This window comes from Blastococcus sp. TF02-09 (genome assembly GCF_003319105.1).
Lineage (GTDB): Bacteria > Actinomycetota > Actinomycetes > Mycobacteriales > Geodermatophilaceae > Blastococcus.
The window spans coordinates 89,865-109,703 of record NZ_QOHH01000002.1 but is presented as its reverse complement, the minus strand read 5'-3'; the positions used below and the strand labels follow the sequence as shown (position 1 = coordinate 109,703).

At 74.6% G+C, this 19,839-nt stretch carries 15 protein-coding genes; 8 read left to right on the top strand and 7 right to left on the bottom strand.

The annotated features are described in order from the left end of the window. Positions 1-69 precede the first annotated feature (69 nt). The gene (locus tag DQ239_RS02945) at positions 70-909 is read left to right on the top strand and encodes a biotin--[acetyl-CoA-carboxylase] ligase (protein ID WP_113832780.1); all 840 of its coding nucleotides are present in this window, start codon (positions 70-72) and stop codon (positions 907-909) included. A 31-nt stretch (positions 910-940) separates the two neighbouring features. After that, on the top strand, positions 941-1,531 hold the full coding sequence (locus DQ239_RS02940; RefSeq protein WP_113832779.1) for a PH domain-containing protein: 591 nt from the start codon (positions 941-943) through the stop codon (positions 1,529-1,531). Here DQ239_RS02940 and DQ239_RS02935 read toward each other — a convergent pair. Beyond that, positions 1,518-2,018, bottom strand: coding sequence for a hypothetical protein (locus DQ239_RS02935; protein WP_147251978.1), 501 nt, complete (start codon positions 2,016-2,018; stop codon positions 1,518-1,520). The genes DQ239_RS02940 and DQ239_RS02935 overlap by 14 nt on opposite strands. A 139-nt stretch (positions 2,019-2,157) precedes the next feature. Here DQ239_RS02935 and DQ239_RS02930 point away from each other — a divergent pair, with 139 nt between their 5' ends. Beyond that, complete coding sequence (locus DQ239_RS02930) at positions 2,158-3,318, top strand: exonuclease SbcCD subunit D (RefSeq protein ID WP_113832777.1); 1,161 nt, start codon at positions 2,158-2,160, stop codon at positions 3,316-3,318. Continuing rightward, positions 3,315-6,275 carry an SMC family ATPase gene (locus DQ239_RS02925; protein WP_113832776.1) on the top strand — a complete coding sequence of 987 codons (2,961 nt, stop codon included), beginning with the start codon at positions 3,315-3,317 and terminating at the stop codon, positions 6,273-6,275. Before DQ239_RS02930 ends, DQ239_RS02925 begins: the two co-directional genes overlap by 4 nt. Positions 6,276-6,311: 36 nt before the next feature. Here the strand turns inward: DQ239_RS02925 and DQ239_RS02920 are convergent, their stop codons facing one another. Continuing rightward, positions 6,312-6,875 (bottom strand): GtrA family protein, encoded by a 564-nt coding sequence (locus tag DQ239_RS02920; protein ID WP_113832775.1) that lies wholly within the window; start codon positions 6,873-6,875, stop codon positions 6,312-6,314. A gap of 56 nt (positions 6,876-6,931) precedes the next feature. On the opposite strand from DQ239_RS02920, the gene DQ239_RS02915 reads away from it, so the two are divergent. The 3 genes from DQ239_RS02915 (at position 6,932) to DQ239_RS02905 (ending at position 9,890) form a co-directional block, all read left to right on the top strand. Further along, positions 6,932-8,143, top strand: a complete 1,212-nt coding sequence (locus DQ239_RS02915) for a 5-(carboxyamino)imidazole ribonucleotide synthase (RefSeq protein WP_113832774.1) — start codon at positions 6,932-6,934, stop codon at positions 8,141-8,143. Positions 8,144-8,152: 9 nt separating this feature from the next. After that, on the top strand, positions 8,153-8,662 hold the full coding sequence (purE, locus tag DQ239_RS02910) for a 5-(carboxyamino)imidazole ribonucleotide mutase (RefSeq protein ID WP_113832773.1): 510 nt from the start codon (positions 8,153-8,155) through the stop codon (positions 8,660-8,662). A 73-nt stretch (positions 8,663-8,735) separates the two neighbouring features. Continuing rightward, complete coding sequence (locus DQ239_RS02905) at positions 8,736-9,890, top strand: acyl-CoA dehydrogenase family protein (RefSeq protein ID WP_113832772.1); 1,155 nt, start codon at positions 8,736-8,738, stop codon at positions 9,888-9,890. Here DQ239_RS02905 and DQ239_RS02900 read toward each other — a convergent pair. Further along, positions 9,865-11,160 carry a HupE/UreJ family protein gene (locus tag DQ239_RS02900; RefSeq protein WP_113832771.1) on the bottom strand — a complete coding sequence of 432 codons (1,296 nt, stop codon included), beginning with the start codon at positions 11,158-11,160 and terminating at the stop codon, positions 9,865-9,867. The genes DQ239_RS02905 and DQ239_RS02900 overlap by 26 nt on opposite strands. Positions 11,161-11,338: 178 nt before the next feature. Between DQ239_RS02900 and DQ239_RS02895 the strand changes: the two genes are divergently transcribed. After that, entirely contained in the window at positions 11,339-11,929 is a 591-nt protein-coding gene (locus DQ239_RS02895; RefSeq protein ID WP_113832770.1) for a hypothetical protein, read from the top strand. 39 nt (positions 11,930-11,968) lie between these two features. Here DQ239_RS02895 and DQ239_RS02890 read toward each other — a convergent pair whose 3' ends face one another. From DQ239_RS02890 to DQ239_RS02875, 4 genes are all read right to left on the bottom strand, one after another. After that, positions 11,969-15,145 carry an arabinosyltransferase domain-containing protein gene (locus DQ239_RS02890; RefSeq protein WP_113832769.1) on the bottom strand — a complete coding sequence of 1,059 codons (3,177 nt, stop codon included), beginning with the start codon at positions 15,143-15,145 and terminating at the stop codon, positions 11,969-11,971. 78 nt (positions 15,146-15,223) lie between these two features. Next, the gene (locus tag DQ239_RS02885; RefSeq protein ID WP_113832768.1) at positions 15,224-18,163 is read right to left on the bottom strand and encodes a lysozyme M1; all 2,940 of its coding nucleotides are present in this window, start codon (positions 18,161-18,163) and stop codon (positions 15,224-15,226) included. Continuing rightward, complete coding sequence (locus tag DQ239_RS02880; RefSeq protein ID WP_113832767.1) at positions 18,160-18,768, bottom strand: hypothetical protein; 609 nt, start codon at positions 18,766-18,768, stop codon at positions 18,160-18,162. The genes DQ239_RS02885 and DQ239_RS02880 overlap by 4 nt, the downstream gene beginning before the upstream one ends. 187 nt (positions 18,769-18,955) lie before the next feature. Continuing rightward, complete coding sequence (locus tag DQ239_RS02875; RefSeq protein WP_233488685.1) at positions 18,956-19,795, bottom strand: TIGR03089 family protein; 840 nt, start codon at positions 19,793-19,795, stop codon at positions 18,956-18,958. Between the last annotated feature and the right edge of the window lie 44 nt (positions 19,796-19,839).

Genomic DNA, 19,839 nt, shown 5'->3' with positions numbered 1-19,839 from the left:
GCCGGGGAACGGCCGCTGTGCTCATCCCTGGCCGCGCACGCCCGGCCACGGGTTCCGTAGCGTAGGGGAGTGCCCGAGGACTCCTCACCCCGATGGTCGGATCTGGGGCGTCCGCCGCTCGACGGCGCCGCGCTGGAGGCCGCGCTCACCCGGGACACCGGTCTGTGGCGCTCCCTCACGGTGGTCCCGGAGGCGGGCTCGACCAATGCCGACCTGATCGCCGCCGCCGGGCGGGACGAGCCCGAGGGCGCCGTCCTCGTGGCGGAGCACCAGGTCGCCGGACGTGGCCGGCTGGACCGGGTCTGGACCTCCCCGCCGCGGGCCGGGCTGACCGTCTCGGTGCTGCTGCGTCCCGACGTCCCCGCCGCGCGCCGGGGCTGGCTCCCGCTGCTCACCGGTGTCGCCCTGGCCGAGGCGGTGGGGGAGTCCACCGGCGTGCTCGCCTCGGTCAAGTGGCCCAACGACCTGCTCGCTCGCGACGGCCGCAAGCTGGCCGGCATCCTCGCGGAGAGCTCCGGCGGGGCCGTCGTCGTCGGCACCGGCCTCAACGTCTCGTCGACGGCCGCGGAGCTGCCCGACACCGCGACGTCGCTCACCGAGGTGACCGGCGGGACCGTCGACCGGGCGCCAGTGCTGCTGGCCTTCCTGCGCGCGCTGGAGCGGCGCTACCTGCGCTGGGTGGAGCACCTGGGCGACCCGGTGTCCTCGGGGCTGGCGGCGGACTACCTGCGGTGGTCGTCGACCGTCGGGTCGGAGGTGCGCGTGGAGCTGCCGGACGGGTCGGCGCTGGAGGGCGTCGCCGAGGCCGTCGACTGGGACGGCCGGCTGGTGGTGCGCACCTCCGCCGGTGTGGTGGAGCTGGCCAGCGGCGACGTGCGGCACGTCCGGACACGCGCTCCGGAGGCATGACCCGGGGCCGGGGCTGAGTCATCCTGGACCGGTGCCGTACCCGGACAAGCTGCTCGCCGAGGACGAAGAGGTCGTCCGGCACCTGCACCCGCACTGGGTGACGGTGTTCTGGCCGGTGGTGCGCTTCCTGCTGATCGTCGGCGCGACGTCCTTCGGGATGGCGGTGATCCCCGCCGGGCGGCAGCAGGGCGTCTACCGGCTGGCGCTCCTGGCGGTCGCCGTCCTCCTGCTGCTGGTCACCGTCGTCGTGCCGCTGGCACGCTGGCGGGCGACGCACTACGTCGTCAGCACCCACCGGCTGCTGTTCCGCGAGGGGATCCTCGTCCGGCGCGGCCGGGACCTGGGCCTGAGCCGGATCACCGACGTCTCGTACACGCAGACGCTCGGGGAGCGGGTGATCCGCTCCGGCACGCTGACCATCCAGACGGCCGGCGACGGCGGCGCGACGGTGCTCGCCCGCATCCCGGACGCCGACGGCGTCCAGCAGCTGCTCAACCACATGGTCGAGGAGGACGCCGACCGCCGGGCGCAGGAGAGCGCCGGCTGGATCCGCGACGGCTGGGACGAGGAGCCGGCCGAGCCCTCGCCCTCGCGGTGGCGCGACCGGTTCAGCGGCGGCTGAAGACCCCGAGCTCCGGAGCGGCCTTGTCCAGCCGCAGCAGCAGGTCCTCGGACGGCGCGCCGAGCGGCTTGGCGACGGCGGCCGTCGTCCGGGACAGCTCGCCGGGGGTCATGGGGAACCGGCCGGGGTCGCGGCCGGACCAGGTGGGGTGCATGACCGTCCGGCCGTCCTCGTGCCGCGGCTCCCAGACGGCGTGGACGACGGTGGCGCGCAGCTCGCACAGCCGCGCGACGGCGTGCACCCAGCGCCGGAAGTCGTCGAGCAGCCGCCGGTCGCGCACATGGACCGGCAGCAGGTCCTCCGCGACGGCGACCATGGCGGGGACCTCCCGCGGGAGGACGGCGGCGGCGCCGGGGCCGTCGACGCCGACGAGGATCCGCAGCAGGGCTCCCATTCGCGCCTCGGCGGCGGCCGACTCGGCGAGCAGTCGGCCCACCGCGGCGTCCCACGCCTGCCGCCCGTGCACGTGCGTCCCGGTTGCCGGCATGCGGCCAGTCTCCGACACGGGCCGGTCCCGGACGGGGCGCGCAGCGGCGGCGTGTCCTCCCTCGCTCCCCGCGCGTCACACGGTGCACACCCGCCCTGCCCGGACCGGTTCTGTCGGTGCCCCCGCCTACGGTCGACGCATGCGCCTGCTGCACACCTCCGACTGGCACATCGGCCGGACGCTGCACGGCACCGACCTGCTCGCCGAGCAGGAGGCCGTGCTCGCTGGCCTGGCCTCGGTGGTGGCCGCCGAGTCGGTCGACCTCGTGGTCGTCGCGGGCGACATCTACGACCGCGCGGTGCCCTCGGCGGACGCCACCGCGGTGCTGGACCGGGTCGTGGCCCGGCTGCTCGCGGCCGGTGCGCAGGTGGTGCTCACCCCGGGCAACCACGACTCGGCGCGCCGGCTGGGCACCTTCTCGGGGTTGCTCTCCGCCGCCGGGCTGCACGTCCGCGCCGCGACGCCGTCCCTCGACGAGCCGGTGCTGCTGGCCGACGAGCACGGGGAGGTGGCCGTCTACGGCATCCCCTACCTGGAGCCGGAGGTCGCGCGGCACGAGCTCGGCCTCGCCGGCCGCGGCGAGCAGGCCGTGCGCGGGCACGAGGGGGTGCTGACCGCGGCGATGGAGCGCATCCGCGCCGACCTCTTCCTCCGTCCCGGCGTGCGGTCGGTGGTGCTCGCGCACGCCTTCGTGGGCGGCGGCGTGCCCACGGACAGCGAACGGGACATCTGCGTCGGCGGCGTGGACCTGGTGCCCGCCGCCGTCTTCGACGGCGTCGACTACGTGGCGCTGGGCCACCTGCACCGTCCGCAGACCCTGACCGAGCGGCTCCGCTACAGCGGCTCCCCGCTGGCCTACTCCTTCGGCGAGGCGGGGCAGCGCAAGCAGGCCTGGCTGGTGGAGCTCGACGCCGCCGGGCTCGCCGACGTCCGCCCGGTTCCGCTGCCCGCGCCCCGGCAGCTGAGCATCCTGACCGGCGAGCTGGCCGACCTGCTGGCCGCGCCGGAGCACGCGGGGGTCGAGGAGCACTTCGTCTCGGCGCGGCTGACCGACACCGTCCGCCCGGCCGACCCGATGCGGCAGCTGCGCGAGCGCTTCCCGTACTGCGTGCACCTGGAGTGGGCCGGCGCGGGCGCCTCGGTCGACGGGCGCAGCTACCAGGAGCGGCTGCGCGGCCGCAGCGACCTGCAGGTGACCGAGGAGTTCGTCGAGCACGTCCGGGGGGCCGCGGCCGGCGACACCGAGCGCGACCTGCTGCGGCGCGCCCTGGCCGCGGCGGCCGGCGAGGACGCCGCGTGAGGGTCCACCAGCTCGCGATCACCGCGTTCGGCCCGTTCGCCACCCGCGTCGACGTCGACCTCGACGACGTCGGCCGCGACGGGCTCTTCCTGCTCTGGGGGCCCACCGGCGCCGGCAAGACGACGCTGCTCGACGCCGTGGTCTTCGCCCTCTACGGCAGCGTGCCCGGGGCGCGCGGCGAGGAGAAGCGGCTCCGCAGCGACCACGCCGCCGCCGACGTGCGCACCGAGGTCGAGCTCGAGCTGACGCTCGGCGGGGAGCGGCTGCGGGTGACCCGGCGTCCCGAGCAGCAGCGGCCCAAGCGCCGCGGCGAGGGCTGGACGACCGAGCAGGCCCGGCTCACCCTGCAGCGCTGGGTCGGTGACGGGTGGGAACCGGTCAGCACCCGCATCGACGAGGGGTCGGAGTACCTCCGGACGCGCCTGGGGCTCTCCGCCGAGCAGTTCTGCCAGGTCGTGCTCCTGCCACAGGGCGACTTCGCCCGCTTCCTGCGCGCCGAGCCCGAGGACCGCGGCCGCCTGCTGCGCACGCTGTTCGACGTGGGTCGCTTCGCCCGGGTCGAGGACTGGCTGGTGACCCAGCGGACGGCGGCCCGCGAGGAGCTGGACCGCATCCGCGCGCGCACCGGCACGCTGGTCTCGCTGGTGGCCCAGGCCGCCGACGTCACGGTCCCGGAGGAGTTCGCCCCGGCGCTGGTGGGTGCCGCCCCGGGGTCGCCGCTCACCGCCTGGGTGCGCCGCGTCCGGGCAGCGGCCGCGGACGCCGCCGCGCGGGCCGACGCCGCGGCGGAGGCTGCGGCCGAGCAGGCCCGCGCGCGGGAGGCGGCCCTCGTCGAGGCCCGCGCGCAGGAGGAGCGCCATGCCCGCCGGGACCGGGCGGTGGCCGAGCTGGCCCGCCTGGAGGCGGCGTCACCGGCGCTGGAGCCGGTGCGTGCGCAGCTGGACGCCGCCCGCCGGGCCGAGCCGGTGCGGGACGTGCTCGAGGCGGCCGGGCGGGCCGCGCTCGAGGCGGAGCAGGCAGCGGCCGGCCTCGCCGCCGCCCGGTCGGCCTGGGCCGAGATCGCCGCCGGGCGGGAGGCCGACGCGTCACTGGCGCGGACGCTGCGCGACGAGGCCGCGGCCCTGCGCGCGCTGCTGCCGGAGGTGGAGCGCGCCGGCACGCTGGCCCGGGACCTCGCCGCCGGCGAGCGCGCGGTCGGTCGGCTGACCGCCCGGTGCGCCGCGGCCGAGGACGCCATGGCCGGCTGGCCGGCCCGCCTGCTGGCCCAGGAGGGCTCGGTGGACGCCGCGGCGTCGGCCGCCGCCCGCCTTCCGGGGCTCTCCGCCGCGGTCGCGCACCGGCGGACTGCGCTCGAGGCGGCCCGGCGAACCGTCGCGCTGGAGTCCGCGCTCACCGACCGCCGGCAGACGGCCGACACCGCCCGGGGGGACTGGCTGGACGCCCGCGAGCGCTGGAACGACCTGCGCAGCCAGCGGCTCGACGGCATGGCCGCCGAGCTCGCCGCGGCCCTGACCGACGGCTCCGCCTGCGCGGTGTGCGGCTCTCTCGAGCACCCTGCCCCCGCGCAGCCCGGGGGTCCGCTGGTCACCCGGGCCGAGGAGGAGGCGGCGCGGCTGGAGGCGGAGGGTGCCGAGCTCCGCTGGACCACCGCCCGCGACGCCTGCGCGGACACCGAGCGGGAGCTGGCCGCGGCCCGCGCCCAGGCGGGCACCGAGCCGCTGACCGCGCAGGAGGCCGACCTGGCCGCGCTCGTCGCCGACCAGCGGGCGGCGCAGTCGCTCGCCGATGGGCTCGACGCCGCGCGCGCCGCCCTCGACCGGCTGCGGCGCGAATGGGAGGCCGCCGCGGCCGCGCTCGCCGCCGACCGGGAGGAGGCCGGACGGCAGGAGGCCGCCGTCGCCGCGGTCCGCTCGGTTCTCGCCGACCTGTCCGGGCAGCTCGCCGCGGCCTGCGGGGACGACCCCGACCTCCCCGCCCGCATCGCCCGGCTCACCGCCGAGGCGGAGCGCTGCGAGGCGCAGGTGGAGGAGTCCGCCGCCGACGCCCGGGCGCGGCAGGCCGAGCAGTCGGCGCTGGCGGTCGCCACGGCGCGCGTGGAGGCGGCCGGCTTCCCCGACCTGGACGCGGCCGCCGGGGCGCTGCTGCCGGCCGGCCGGGCCGACGAGCTCGCCCGGCAGGTGGTCGACCACGACCGCGCCCTGGCCGTCGCCGCCGGCGTGCTGGCCGAGCCGCAGCTGGCCGACCTGGGCGACCGTCCCGACCTGGCCGCCCTCACCGACGGCTGCCGCGCGGCGACGGCGGACCGCGAGTCGGCGGTGGCCGGGCTCGAGCACGCCCGTCGCCGGGTCGTCCGGCTCGACGAGCTGGCCGGCGAGCTGACCGGGGTCGAGATCGAGCTCGACGCGCAGCGCGCCGTCACCGAGCAGGTGACCGCGCTGGCCGACCTCGCCACCGGCCGCGGCGCCAACCGGCTGAAGATGCGGCTGCAGTCCTTCGTCCTCGCCGCCCGCCTCGAGCAGGTCTCCGAGGTGGCCAGCCGCCGGCTGCAGGACATGTCCGGCGGGCGCTACACCTTCCTGCACAGCGACGCCCAGGGGCGCCACGGGGCCCGCGGCGGCCTGGGCCTGGACGTGCTCGACGAGTACACCGGCATGCGGCGGCCCACCAAGACGCTGTCGGGTGGGGAGAGCTTCATGGCCTCGCTCGCGCTTGCCCTGGGGCTGGCCGACGTCGTCACCGCGGAGAGCGGCGGGGTGCAGATCGACAGCCTCTTCGTCGACGAGGGCTTCGGAACGCTCGACCCGCTGGCGCTGGACGCGGTGATGGACGTGCTCGACGAGCTCCGGCGGGGCGGGCGGACGGTCGGCGTCATCAGCCACGTCGAGGAGCTGCGCACCCGCATCACCAGCCGGCTGGAGGTCGTCCCCGGCCGGAACGGCTCACGGCTCGCCGGCTGACCGGGTCCGGGCCGCCGCTCGGTTAGGCCGCCGGTGTCAGCGAACCCGGCGGGTGACCGCCGGGACCGTCTCGTCGCGGCCCGCCGGCGGGACGGCGCCGTCGTCGGCCACCGCGCCGTCCGCCGGCACCTGCGGCTTCTCCGCGGCGTCCGGATCGGCGACCGCGGGAAAGACCCACCGCCGGTAGGCTAGGTAGCGGAACACGCTGTTGATCCCGATGGAGATGATGTTGGCGGTCTGGACGACCAGCAGGCTCTCCTGGCCGAGCGGGTACCGCACGAACCAGATGATCGCGGCACCCAGGACGAGGGTGGTCACGTTGATCAGCGCGAACAGCGTGAACGATCGGCGGACGGCGGTCGTGTCCCGGTGGGCGAAGGACCAGGCCCGGTGGCCCAGGAAGGCGACGGCCATCGAGACCAGCGTGGCCAGGGTCTTGGCGGTGACCGCGCCGACCCCCAGGTGCCCGTAGAGCAGCTGGAACAGCCCGATGTCGACGACGAAGGCGATCCCGCCCACCACGCCGAAGGCGCCGATCTCCTTCAGGCGCAGGCGCAACCGTCCGCCGATCGGGGCTGACCGGCCGTGGGGGGAAGACATCCGGTTGATTCTAGGCATGCGGGTGCCCACCGGCGGCCCGCTACGCTCGTGCGGCCATGTCCGGACCCGCGCCCCTCTCCGCCGTCACCGGGCTCCCCGTGGTCGCGATGGTCGGCGGCGGGCAGCTCGCCCGCATGACCCACCAGGCCGCCATTGCGCTGGGCCAGTCGCTCCGGGTGCTCTCCGCCGGAGCCGAGGAGTCCGCAGCGCTGGTCACCGCCGACGTGCGCATCGGGGACCACACCGACCTCGACGCCCTGCGCGAGCTGGCCGACGGTGCCACCGTGGTGACCTTCGACCACGAGCACGTGCCCACCGAGCACCTGCGTGCGCTGGAGGAGGCCGGCCACCGGGTGGCCCCGGGGCCCGCCGCCCTGGTCCACGCCCAGGACAAGCTCGTGCTCCGCGAGGCGCTGGCCGCGGCGGGGGAGCCGCAGCCGGCCTGGGTCCGGGCGTCCACCGTCCACGGCGTCACCGCCTTCGCCGACGAGGTGGGCTGGCCCGTCGTCCTCAAGACCCCGCGCGGCGGCTACGACGGCAAGGGCGTCTTCGTCGTCCACGGGCCCGACGAGGTGGCCGATCTGCTCGAGCGGCACGGGACGCTGCTGGTCGAGGAGCGGGTGCCGATGCTGCGCGAGCTCTCCGCGCAGGTGGCCCGCTCCCCGTTCGGGCAGGTGGCCGTGTGGCCGGTCGTCGAGACGGTGCAGCGAGACGGCGTCTGCGCCGAGGTGGTGGCACCGGCGCCCGGGCTCTCCGACGAGCTGGCCGCGGCGGCCCAGGAGCTGGCCGTGCGCATCGCCGACCGGTTCGGCGTGGTCGGGATGCTCGCCGTCGAGCTCTTCGAGACCGCCGACGGCGTCCTGGTCAACGAGCTCGCCATGCGCCCGCACAACTCCGGTCACTGGACCATCGAGGGCTCCCGCACCAGCCAGTTCGAGCAGCACCTGCGGGCGGTGCTCGACTACCCGCTGGGCTCGACGGCGATGACCGCGCCCGTCGCCGTGATGGCCAACGTCCTGGGCGGTGCGGCGTCGTCGCCGGACTGGGACGGCCCCGGCCTGGACGAGCGCATCCACCACCTCATGGCGCACTGGCCCGACGTCAAGCTGCACTGGTACGGCAAGAGCCAGCGGCCCGGCCGCAAGCTCGGCCACCTCACCGCGCTCGGGGACGACGTCGCCGAGGTCCGGGCCCGGGCGGTGGCGGCCGCCCGCTACCTCGCCGACGGCGTCGTGGACCCGGCCTTCGCCTTCGAGTACGACCACTGAGGAGTGGGCATGGAGGACGACCCCGTCGTCGGCATCGTCATGGGCAGCGACTCCGACTGGCCGACGATGCAGCCGGCCGCCGAGGCGCTCGACGAGTTCGGCGTCCCCTGGGAGGCGCACGTGCTCTCCGCGCACCGGACGCCGCGCCGGATGCTGGACTACGCGGAGGCCGCCGCCGGCCGGGGTCTGCGGGTGATCGTCGCCGGCGCCGGGGGAGCGGCCCACCTGCCCGGGATGGTCGCGGCCGCCACCCCGCTGCCGGTCATCGGTGTCCCGCGCCCGCTGGACCGGCTCGACGGCCTGGACAGCCTGCTGTCGATCGTGCAGATGCCGGCCGGGGTCCCGGTGGCGACCGTGAGCATCGGCGGCGGGCGCAACGCCGGGCTGCTCGCCGTGCGCATCCTGGCCGCCGGCGACCCCGCCCTGCTGGCCGAGGTCAGCCGCTTCCAGGCCGACCTGGCGGCCTCGGTCGAGGCCCGCGACCGCACCCTCCAGGAGCGCCTCGCCGCCGAGGGTTAGCGGCCCCCTGCAGGGCCCCGCCACGAGCGTGCGAGTGGAGGGGGGCAGGGGGTCCTTCAACTAGTATCTACCTGTGGGTAACAACGCCGGGCCGTACGCGCTGACCGAGGACCACGAGGCGATCCGGGAGGCGGTGCGCGACATCTCCGAGCGGGAGATCGCGCCGCACGCGGCCGAGGTGGACGCCGAGTCCCGCTTCCCGGTCGAGGCGCTCAAGGCCCTGACCGCGGCCGGCTTCCACGCCACCCACATCCCCGAGGAGTACGGCGGCGAGGGTGCCGACGCCATCGCGACCTGCATCGTCATCGAGGAGGTCGCCCGCGTCGACGTCAGCGCCTCGCTCATCCCGGCGGTGAACAAGCTCGGGTCGACGCCGATCATCCTGTCCGCCTCCGACGAGGTGAAGCGGACGGTGCTGCCGTCGATCGCCGCGGGCGAGGCGATGATCAGCTATGGGCTCTCCGAACGCGAGGCGGGCTCGGACGCCGCCGCGATGCGGACCCGCGCCCGCCGCGACGGCGACACCTGGGTGCTCAATGGCACCAAGGCCTGGATCACCAACGCGGGCATCTCCGAGTGGTACACGGTCATGGCCGTCACCGATCCCGAGGCCGGCGCCAACGGCATTTCCGCCTTCGCCGTCCACCGCGACGACCCGGGCTTCGCCGTCGGCCCCAAGGAACGCAAGATGGGGATCAAGGGCTCGCCCACCTGCGAGCTCTACTTCACCGACTGCACCATCCCCGCCGACCGGATCATCGGCGCGCCCGGCACCGGCTTCAAGACCGCGCTGCGGACGCTGGACTTCACCCGCCCGACGATCGGCGCGCAGGCCGTGGGCGTCGCCCAGGGTGCGCTCGACGCCGCCGTGGCCTATGTCAAGGACCGCAAGCAGTTCGGCACGAGCATCGGCAGCTTCCAGGGCGTGCAGTTCATGCTCGCCGACATGGAGATGAAGATCGAGGCCGCCCGGCACCTGGTCTACGTCGCGGCCGCGGCCGGCGAGGCGGGCCGCCCCGACGTCACCCGCCTCTCGGCCTCGGCGAAGGCCTTCGCCTCCGACGTCGCGATGCAGGTGACCACCGACGCCGTCCAGCTGTTCGGCGGTGCGGGGTACACGCAGGACTTCCCGGTCGAGCGCATGATGCGCGACGCCAAGATCACCCAGATCTACGAGGGCACCAACCAGGTCCAGCGCATGGTCATCGCCCGCAGCCTGCTGAAGTAGGGGCCGCGACCGCGACGGGGCGCGGCGGCTGCGACACGGGTCGGCGGTCGGCCAGCCGGCAGGCCGCGGCGACGACGGCCAGCCCGGACACCACCCACCAGGGGTGGGCGATGACGGCCTCCTCCGCGCCGGCCAGCGGGTCGGCGAGGACGCCGAGGCGATCCAGCGCCCAGGCAACGGCGGCCGCCAGCGCCAGACCGGCACCGGTCAGGCGCAGCGCCGGGTAGAAGCGCGTGCGCGACACGACGAACAGCGACGGGAACACCAGCGCCACGGTCGCCAGCTGCGCCAGCTCGACGCCGACGTTGAAGGCCAGCAGCGACGGCACGGACGCGGAGCCGTCCAGGCCGAGGCCGGTGAGGATGCCGGCGAACGCCAGCCCGTGCACGAGCCCGAACCCGCCGGCGATGAGGACCTCCCCGCCGCGGACCAGCGGCCGCATCGCGTGCAGCGCGGCCACGCCCACCGAGGCGGCGATCAGCACCTCGACCGGCTGTCCGGGCACCGAGACCCATCCGAGGGCCGAGGCGAGCAGCGTCAGTGAGTGCCCGACGGTGAACGCGGTGACGACGCCGAGGACGCGGCGCAGCGTGGGCACCAGGCCCTCCCGCCGACGCCACCGGCCGGCCCGCACCACGAGCGGCGCGACCAGCAGCAGCGTCACCAGGAAGAGCAGGTGGTCGGCGCCCTCCAGGACGTGGTGCCACCCGTACCCGACCATGTCCCCGATCCCGGTCCCGGCGGCCTCCCCGATCCGGAGAGTGGTGTCGGAGGCGTCGAGGACCCCGGCGGTGGAGATGTCGCCGTCGACGTCGGTGAGGACGACGACAGCCTCGTGGCCGGCGTCGCTCTCGATGATCGCGTCGTACGTGAGGAGGAAGTTCGACGGATCGGCACCCGCCGGGTCCAGTGCGACGTCGATGCTGAGGGAATCGATGCCCTCGACGGACTCCCGGACGACGTCGCCGTAGGTCTCGGTCCACGCCGTTCCGTCGGCCCCGGTGACCGTGAGGTGGTCGTCGAGGTAGGCGGTGACCGCGTCGGCATAGGCGGACGTGTCGGTCGACGCGCTGTAGTCGGTACCCAGCGCCGCGTCCAGGGCGTCCAGCGCGACGCTGATCGTCGTGTCGACCGACTCCTCGCCGACTCGGACCGACAGCGTGCTGCTCTCGAGGCTGTGCGCGCCGGCAGCAGTGGGGGTCAGGAGGACCACGGCGCCGGCCACGGCGGCGCCGGCAGCGAGCGTGCGCCGGCGGGGCAGGAAGGTCATGCCGGCAGCCTGCGGACGCCGCCTGGGAGCCACCTGGACGGTGCCTGGACGTCTCTAGTCACCCGGCGGATGCGTTCACGCGCACAGCGTTCTCGCAGCGGTCGTCCAGTCGCATCGGAGCCGACGTGGTGATGGTGGTGCTCGATCGACTCACCCCGACGAACGAGATGAGCCCACCATGAAGCTTCGCAGGACCATCGCCGCCGCCCTCCTGACCGCCGTGGTCCCGATCGCAGCGGCGTGCGGCACCGCAACCGACGCCTCGACGGCGAGCAGCGACACCAGCAGCTCGGTCAGCTCGACCGACACCGGCACGACCACCGAGGCGAGTGCGCCCGAGGGCGCGCCGTCCGGCGGCACGGGTGGCCCCGGCTCGGTCGACGTCTCCTCCGTCACGACGGAGGAGCAGCTGGTCGAGCTGATCCAGGAGGCCTACGGCGACGGCGGCCTCGGGCTGCACCGCGGCCACCAGCCCGTCGAGGACGTCCTGGACGAGGTCCTGACGATCAGCCACGACGAGCTGCACGTGCGCATGGACGCCGGGCAGAACCTGGCCGCGGTGGCCGAGGACCTCGGCATCGACCCGCAGACGCTGATCGACGCGCTGGTCGCCAAGTACAGCCCCGCCATCGACAGCCTGCTCGCCGCCGGCACCATCACCGAGGACGAGGCCGACCAGTACCGCGCCGCGCTGGAGGACGCCTTCAGCTTCCGGGTGAACTGGGACGGCGAGGAGGCCACACCGACGTTCAGCGGCCTCGACGCCTGACCCGCTCGTCGGGGACGGCCCCGACCGCGGGCCCGGCGCTCAGAGGTCGGGCTTGTCCCCGTCGGGGACCGGGCCGTCGCCGGCGCCGGGCCACCAGCCCCAGCCGGCGATGACCCGCTCGTCCTCGACCAACCGGTACGCGTCGGCCGGCAGCTGCCGGTCGTAGCGCACGAGCCGTCCCCACTCGGTGTACTCGGGACCGACGCCGGGGGAGAAGCCCGGATAGGTGGTCGCATCCGCGACCTCGGTCATCGTCGAGTAGCTGCCCCCGCGATCGTCGATGACCAGCAGCTCGGGCGCGTCGGCGTACTTCTCGCTGAACATGATCCACTCCACCGGCGGCACCATGCCGTCGGCGATGCGCGGCGGCTCGACGCACGGCAGCGTGAACCCCACGGGCCAGTCGAGGACGACGTCCTCGCCCTCGAACAGCTCGCGCAGGATCGTGCCGTCGACGCGGTAGGGGTCGGTGACGCCGAGCCAGCCACCGCCGGTGAAGTTGCGGTCGACGGCCTGGACGCGGACCAGCGTCGCCCCGGCGGGCAGGTGCGTGGTCGAGCCCAGCCGCTCCTGCTCCCACGACCCCTCGTAGTCCTCCTCGTCGCCCTCGACGTCGAGCTCGAGGGTGTCGAGCACGGCGGGCTCGCCGCCGGTGCCCGCCGCGCCGAGCTCGACGCTCACCTCGGTGCCGGAGTCCAGGTCGCCGGTGAGGGACAGGGCGAGGACGTCGCGCTCGGTGAGGTCGCCGATCTCCAGCCAGGGCGTCGTGATCGTCGTCGGCCCGGTGGTGGGCTCGTCGGTCCAGGTCGACCACCGGCGCACGCCGTCCGGCGCGAGCTCGCCCGCGGAGCCCTCGACCCCGGGGAAGTCGGCGTCGGGGGAGCCCTCGGCGTCGGCGTCGTCGGCCGGCAGCGCGCGCAGCTCCACCGGGTCGGTCAGCGCCACGGCGTGGTCGGCGAAGCCGCAGTCCTCTCCGCCGGTGAGCGCGCTGACCGCGTTCCCGGCGAGGGAGAAGGTGTCCTTGTACCGCCAGGTGGCCAGGGCCGCGCTCGCGGTCTGCACGCCGACGGACACGACGAGCACGACCGCCAGCGTGCCGACGGCCGCCTCCGGCCAGGGCTGCCGGCCGGTCGACCCGATCCGCCGGCGGACGTACCAGGCGGCGGCCGCGAAGAGCAGGCCGGTGCCCAGCCACAGCACGGGGTTGCCCAGCAGGTTCGGCAGCACCGGCGTGACACCGTACGCGGAAGACTCGACCTGCCGGTTGCCGGCGTGGAAGGCGAGCGCGGCCGTGAAGGCCACCACGCCGAGGATCCCGGCGGAGGCCCACCGGTCCGGGCGCCGTCGCACGAGCAGCGCCACCGCCACGGTCAGGGCCAGGGCGCCGGGTGCGGCCAGGGCGCCGAAGTGGTGGGTCCACTTGGTCGGGGAGGGGACCAGGGCGACGACGGTGAACAGGAAGCCGATGGCCGGCACCAGCCAGCTGGTGCGCCCGCCGCGGGGGCGGGTCATGCGCAGCAGGCTGATCGAGACGGCGATGACCACCACGACGGTGAGGACGACGACCAGCTGCTTGGCGAAGGTCCGCATGTTCTCGTCGGGACCCAGGGTCAGGTACCAGTACCGCATGATCTCCATGTCCCAGGACTCGGCCGGGCCGACCTCCTGGTGCACGCGCAGCGCGGTGATGGCCGTGGCCAGGGTCGAGTCGGAGAAGACCACGGTGGCCGGCAGGCTGGCGCAGGCCACCACGAGCGCGAGCGACCGCCACGCGCCCAGCGCCGACCGGCTCAGCGTCGGCCACATCCGCGGCAGCAGGATGACCAGCGTCGCCACGCACGCGAGCCCGGACGCGGTGATGGTGACCGCCGTGCCGGCGACGGCGGCGGCGAGCCCGATGAGCCAGGCGCGCTGCTGGCGGATCGCCTGCAGCGCCAGCGTCGCCGTCACGGCCCACGCCAGCGTGACGAGGAACTCCGGCCGGGTCCCGATGTTCCAGGGCAGCCACCAGGCCAGCAGCGCCACCCCGGCGACCATCCGCAGCGCCGGGTGGGGCCGGTCGACGAGCAGCGGGATGAGCTGACGGGTGAGCAGCCACCACACCAGCAGGGCCGCCAGGAGCGAGGGCAGGCGCAGCACGACCGGCTGGGTGGAGAGCTCGGTCAGGGGTGCGAGCAGGGTCTGCAGCAGGACGAAGGGCACCTCGGGCACGTTGAAGAACCGGAACTGGTTCCCGACGAAGCCGGCGCTGTCCAGGGTCCTCGCCTCGAGGCTGTAGTAGTAGTCGTCGGTGTTGAGGAAGCCGATCGCCGTCCACGCCACGAGCGTGAGGACCACCCCGACGTCGGCGAGCACCGCCATGGCGCGGCCCCACCGCACGCCCTCGTAGGCCAGCGGGGGCCGCTCGGTCCCGTCGGCGGCCACCGCCCGATCGCGGCCGCGCGTCGCCGGCGGACTGGCCCGCCGGAGCAGCCACAGGCAGGCGAGCACGCCGAGCACGTGCAGGGCGACGAGCACGAGCTTGCCCGTGGTGGGCGAGGTCTGGAACCGGGCGTCGGGATGGGCGACCACGGACGGCGAGGTGCCGTCGGCCGCGGTGACGTCGGTGGTGAAGGCGGTGACCTCGGGAACCTTGGCCCCGGGGGCGTCCGCCAGCACCTCGGGATCGGCACCCGGGTTCTCGAGGGTGGCCCGCGTGCCCTCCTGGTCGGCCCGGACGACGAGCGAGCAGTCCGCCTCCGCGGGGACGGGTCCCTGCCAGACCTCGGCGCCCGAGGAAACCACCCGGAGCGTGTCGCTGCCGACGGTGATCGACAGCGCCCGCTCGTTGCCGCGGGTGGAGTCGGGCAGCGCCGTCGCCAGGACGACGGCGGACGCGCCGTCCACCTGCCGGGCGGCGAGCTCGCGGACGGTGGCGCAGGGCGCGGTGGCCGTGAGGTCGATCGGGCGGTACGGCATGAACAGCGCCGTCGTCGGCTGGGGGTCCGCCGGGTCCAGCGGCCATTGGACCTCGGGGGTGTCCACCAAGACCGGGGCCAGCGGCAGCGCCACGGCGAACACCAGGGTCAGCGCGGCGAGCACCCAGGCGGCCGGGCGCCACCACCGTGCGAGCCCGGCCGCCGGCTCGCCGGACTGCGTGGCCGTCGCTCCGGATCGGGGCGCGTCGGGCGAGTCCCCGGTCACCGGAGAACCAGGCCCGGCGGGGGCGGTCGTCATCACCGCGCACCCTACTTTCTCCGGAAATGGGGAGCGGCCGGAGTGGGGAACCCACGCCGGCCGCTCCCGCGCGTCCGTCTATCGACGGGTGACCTTGCCGGTGCTGCGGTTCTGCACGAGCGTTCCGCCCTGGAACGGCTGGGTGATCGTCGAGGCCGTGGTCACGGCCGGACCCGTCGGGTAGCCGAGCGATCCCGTCTCCCAGCGCTGGGCCGCATAGGTGGAGAAGATCTTCCCGCTGACCATGTGCGCGCCGGTGGTGGGCGACCAGTACACGTGTCCCTTCTGGAACACCTGGAAGCAGCCGCCGCGGACGAGGCCGCACGTCTCGCCGGTCGTCGGGTAGCCCTGCGCTCCCGGGTCCGCGAGCCACAGCTTCCCGATGGAACCCTTGACGACCAGGTTGCCGGTCGCGGGGGAGAAGACGATCGACCCGCCCTCGAAGTCCTGCCGGCAGCGGCCCCCGGACAGCCCGCACTTCTCGTCAGTGGTGGGGTACTTGAGCGCGCCCCGCTCCCGGCCCTGCGCGTTCCACGCCTGGTAGATGGCGCCCCAGACGCCCCGGGTGCCGGTGGCCGGGGTGGTGTACACGCCACCGCCCTGGAACTGCTGGACGCAGCCACCCCGCGTCAGCCCGCAGACCTGGTTGCGGGTCGGGTAGCCCAGCGGGCCGGTCTCCCACCACTGGGCGTCCCACACCCGGCGCACGGGACCGTCGAGCACCGTGTGCGTCCCGGCCCCCTTCGACGTGTAGATGGACCCCTTTTGGAAGTTCTGGTAGCACCCGCTGTCGATCAGACCGCACACGGTGGTGCCGACGGGATAGCCGAGCGCCCCGGCCTGCGCCTTGCCCGCGACGTACTCGGTCAGCACCGCACCGCTCACGATGCGGGCCGGGTTCGACGCCGAGGTGTAGACGGTGCCCTTCTGGAAGGCCTGCGAGCACCCGCCGTCCGCGAGGCCGCACTGCTGGTCACCGGTCGGGTAGCCCAGGGCGCCGCTCTCGGAGCCGCGGGACGTCCACAGGTCCCGGATCGGGCCCGCCACCATGGTGGCCGCGACGCCGGAACCGGAGGCGTAGATGCGCCCGCCCTGGAACTGCTGGAAGCAGCCACCGCCCGCCAGGCCGCACCGGGCCGCGTCCGTGGGGTAGCCGAGCGTGCCGGCCGTGGCCTTGGCGGCGGTGTACTTCGCGAGCACCGCACCGCTCACGCTGCGGGCGGGGTTCGACGCCGAGGTGTAGACGGTGCCCTTCTGGAAGGCCTGCGAGCACCCGCCGTCCGAGAGGCCGCACTGCTGGTCGGCGGTCGGGTAGCCCAGCGGGCCTGCCTCGTAGCCGCCGGCCCGCCAGAAGTTCCACACGGCGCCGCCCACCATGACCTGCGCACCGCTCGCGGGGGAGTAGTAGATCCGTCCGCCCTGGAACTGCTGGACGCAGCCGTTCCCGGTCAGGCCGCACTTCTCCGCGCCGGTCGGGTAGCCGAGGTAGCCGGTCTCCCACTGCGTCGACGCCCACTTCTTCTGGATCGACCCCACGACCGGTCGCGCACCGGTCGTGGAGGTCCAGTAGAGGGCGCCGCGCTGAAAGTCCTGGAAGCAGCCGCCGTCGCGCAGGCCGCACACCTGCTCCCCGTTCGGGTAGCCGAGCGAGCTCGTCTCGTAGCCGGCGGCCGTGTAGGCGTTCCAGATCGGGCCGCTGACCATGATGTGCGAGCCGGTCGCCGACGACCAGTAGATGCGTCCGCCCTGGAACTGCTGGACGCAGCCCTTGTCGGTCAGCCCGCACTTCTCCGCGCCGGTCGGGTAGCCGAGGTAGCCGGTCTCCCAGCGGGTCGAGGCCCACTTCTTCTGGATGGACCCCTCCACCGGATGGGCGCCGGTCCCGGGCGACCAGTACATGGCGCCCCGCTGGAAGTCCTGGAAGCAGCCGCCGTCCTTGAGGCCGCAGATCTCCTCGCCGGTCGGGTAGCCGAGACGCCCGGTCTCCCACTTCATGCCTGCCCACCGCTGGTGGATGGCGCCCTTGACGATGTGCGCTCCCGTGGCGGGCGACCAGTAGATGGCGCCGCGCTCGAACGGCTGGAAGCAGCCGCCCTCCAGGAGGCCGCAGCTGACGTTGCCGGTCGCGAGCCCGATCGCCGCGCGGGTGTCCGACTGGTTGGCGCGGGCCACGACGGCGCCACCGGTTGCGTGCTGCGTGGAGCCGAACCAATCGGTGAACCAGCTGTAGAAGTTCCGGTTGCCGTAGGCGGAGCACGTGTCGCCGGAGCCGTAGCCGGCCGCCAGGGCCGCCGCGTTGGGCTGGTATGGGGTGTAACTGTAGAGGCCGGCGGTCGCCTTATTTTGGATAAACACCTGTGAGGTACCGCAGCGGACGTTGTTCCGGTTGTCGCCGAAGCTGTCCCTGATGGCGGGGTAGTAAGCGACAGTGTTGTTTCGCCCCGCCCGATAGCTTCCGGCGGCGCCCGCGGCGTACCGCTGGAACTGGCGGGCCCCGAAGTAGACCTGGCTCGCGAAGCCTGAGAAGGCCGGGTTGCAAGCCGCGGTGTCCGGGCACGCGAAACCGGTGGCTTTGTTGTAGGCGCGGGCCTGCGGCCTCGTCCCGGTGATTAGGCTCTGTTCCTTCTGCAGCAGGACGATGAGCGCGCGGGGGTTAATACCGCAGGCGGCACCAACTTTCGCCAGAATCGCACCCGCGCTCTCTTTCTGCGCACCTCGGTACGGCGCGCAGTAAGCGTCACCGGCCTGGTCATAGGTTGTCTGCGTGTAGTCCTTGAGGCAGGGCATCTCACCCGCCACGCATTTCGCACCCTTAGCGTCGAGAAACGCGTCGACGGCTGGGGCGTTCATCGCCAGGCCGTCGAAGAACACGGCGTCGGAAATGATGTTGCCTGGGTTGAAGTAGGAGAGGTTCGCGGCCGACGCGGTGCTCGCGGGCCCGGCACCGGCCGTGGGCACGAGCAGTGCGGAGGCGATCAGCGCGGTGACAGTCAGTAGTCGAATCAGGACGCGCGTCACGGGACCGTGACCTCGATCGGAGCCGACTCGCCAGCGCTGGACGGCGACTCGTAGCTGACGACCGCCTTCCAGATACCGGACGACAACTGGGCACCCGGGACCACCATGGTCGGGCAGGAGGTCGTCGTGGCGTCCGCCTCACCGGCTACTACGGCCGTCCTCGAGTCGCTGCCGGAGGTCAGAGTGAGCGTGCAGGAGCCGTTGGACTCGACGACCCCGGCCACGTAGGCGCCGACCTCAACCGCAAAGGTTCCGTCGACCCAGCCGTAGTAGGTCAGCTGCGGGGTCACCTCCTCCCCGGCGTCCTCCGTCGGGACCGGAGTGTCGGTGGCGACCTCGCCCGCGGGCTCGGTCGGGATGGGGGACCCGCCGGTGCGCTCGGGCTCGAGGCTGGCCACCGGATCCCCGTCCGCGACGGGGGCCTCGGTCGTCGGCGCCGCACTCGTCGGCGCCGCGACGGGCGAGCTGCCGGCGGCGGTCGTGCCGCCGTCGTCGTCGGTGCGGACCGCCAGCCAGTAGCCGGCGGCGGCGGCGACCGCCACCGTCAGGAGGACCAGGAGCGTGCGCCGGAGGCGGGACCGGCGGGGGCTGGGGCGGGAAGGCACGGCGACACCTCAGTGGTGTGGAGCGCAGCGCACCGAGGAACGGACGGACGGCTGAGCCGTCGCATCCGAGGCGGCTGAGCAGCGGGTCGGAACATGTGGAGCGCGGGTCAGCAGACCAGGGAGGAGCTGCCCGCGTCCAGTAACCGACCGATCACGGCGCGTCGTCAAATGGCGCCGTCGCGGGAGCTCAGCCGGGCGCTCCGAGCACGCGGATGCCCTCGATCCGCACACCCAGCGTGGCCGTCACGCGTTCGGTGGCCGCCCGGTGGGGGAGCCCCTCGGGCGCCGGGTTGCTCACCAGCACCGTGGACGCGCCCGCGGCGAGCGGGGCCAGGAGCCAGGCGACCGGCCCCGCCTCCGCCGCGGTGCCCGCGTCGACCAGCACGCGGTCGTCGGGCCGGATGTCCAGCCGGGCGGCGAGCTCCCCGGCGGCGGCGACCAGGCCGCCGAGGGTCAGCGTCAGCCCGCCGGTCACCAGGCCCGGCGCGTCGGGGTCCGGCGTTCCCCACGGGGCGAAGAAGTCGCCGTGGGCCCGCACCTCGAGCGCGAAGTCCCGCGCCGGTCCCACGTAGTCGGTCATCCCCAGGCCCAGCGGGTGCAGGGACAGGCCGAGCAGCTCCACCGCGGGATCCGCGCCCAGCGCGTCCTCCAGGGCCGGCAGCCGGTCCCGGTCGGCCAGGACGACGTCGGCGCCGGTGAGCCGGTCGTCGTCCTCGACGGCCGTGTCCAGGACGGCGGCCCCGCAGCTCCACGCGGCCAGCAGCACCGCCGCGGTCTGCCAGTGCACCGGGAGCGCCACGGCCACCGTGCTGCCCGGGCCGACGTCGAACTCCTCCTGGAGCAGGTTCGCGGTCTTGGCCACCCAGTTGGCCAGGGTGTCCCCGGACAGCTCCACGCGGGAGCCGGCCGCGTCGTCGTAGGCGGTGAGCAGCGGGGCGGCGGCGTTCCGGCGGACGGCGTCGGCGAGCAGCTCGCCGGGCAGCCGGGCCCGGCCGGCGGCGGACGGGGTGGGGCTCGAGGGGGGCACGGGACAAGAGTGGCAGGGCGCGATGCGACGGATCGGTCCGCCCC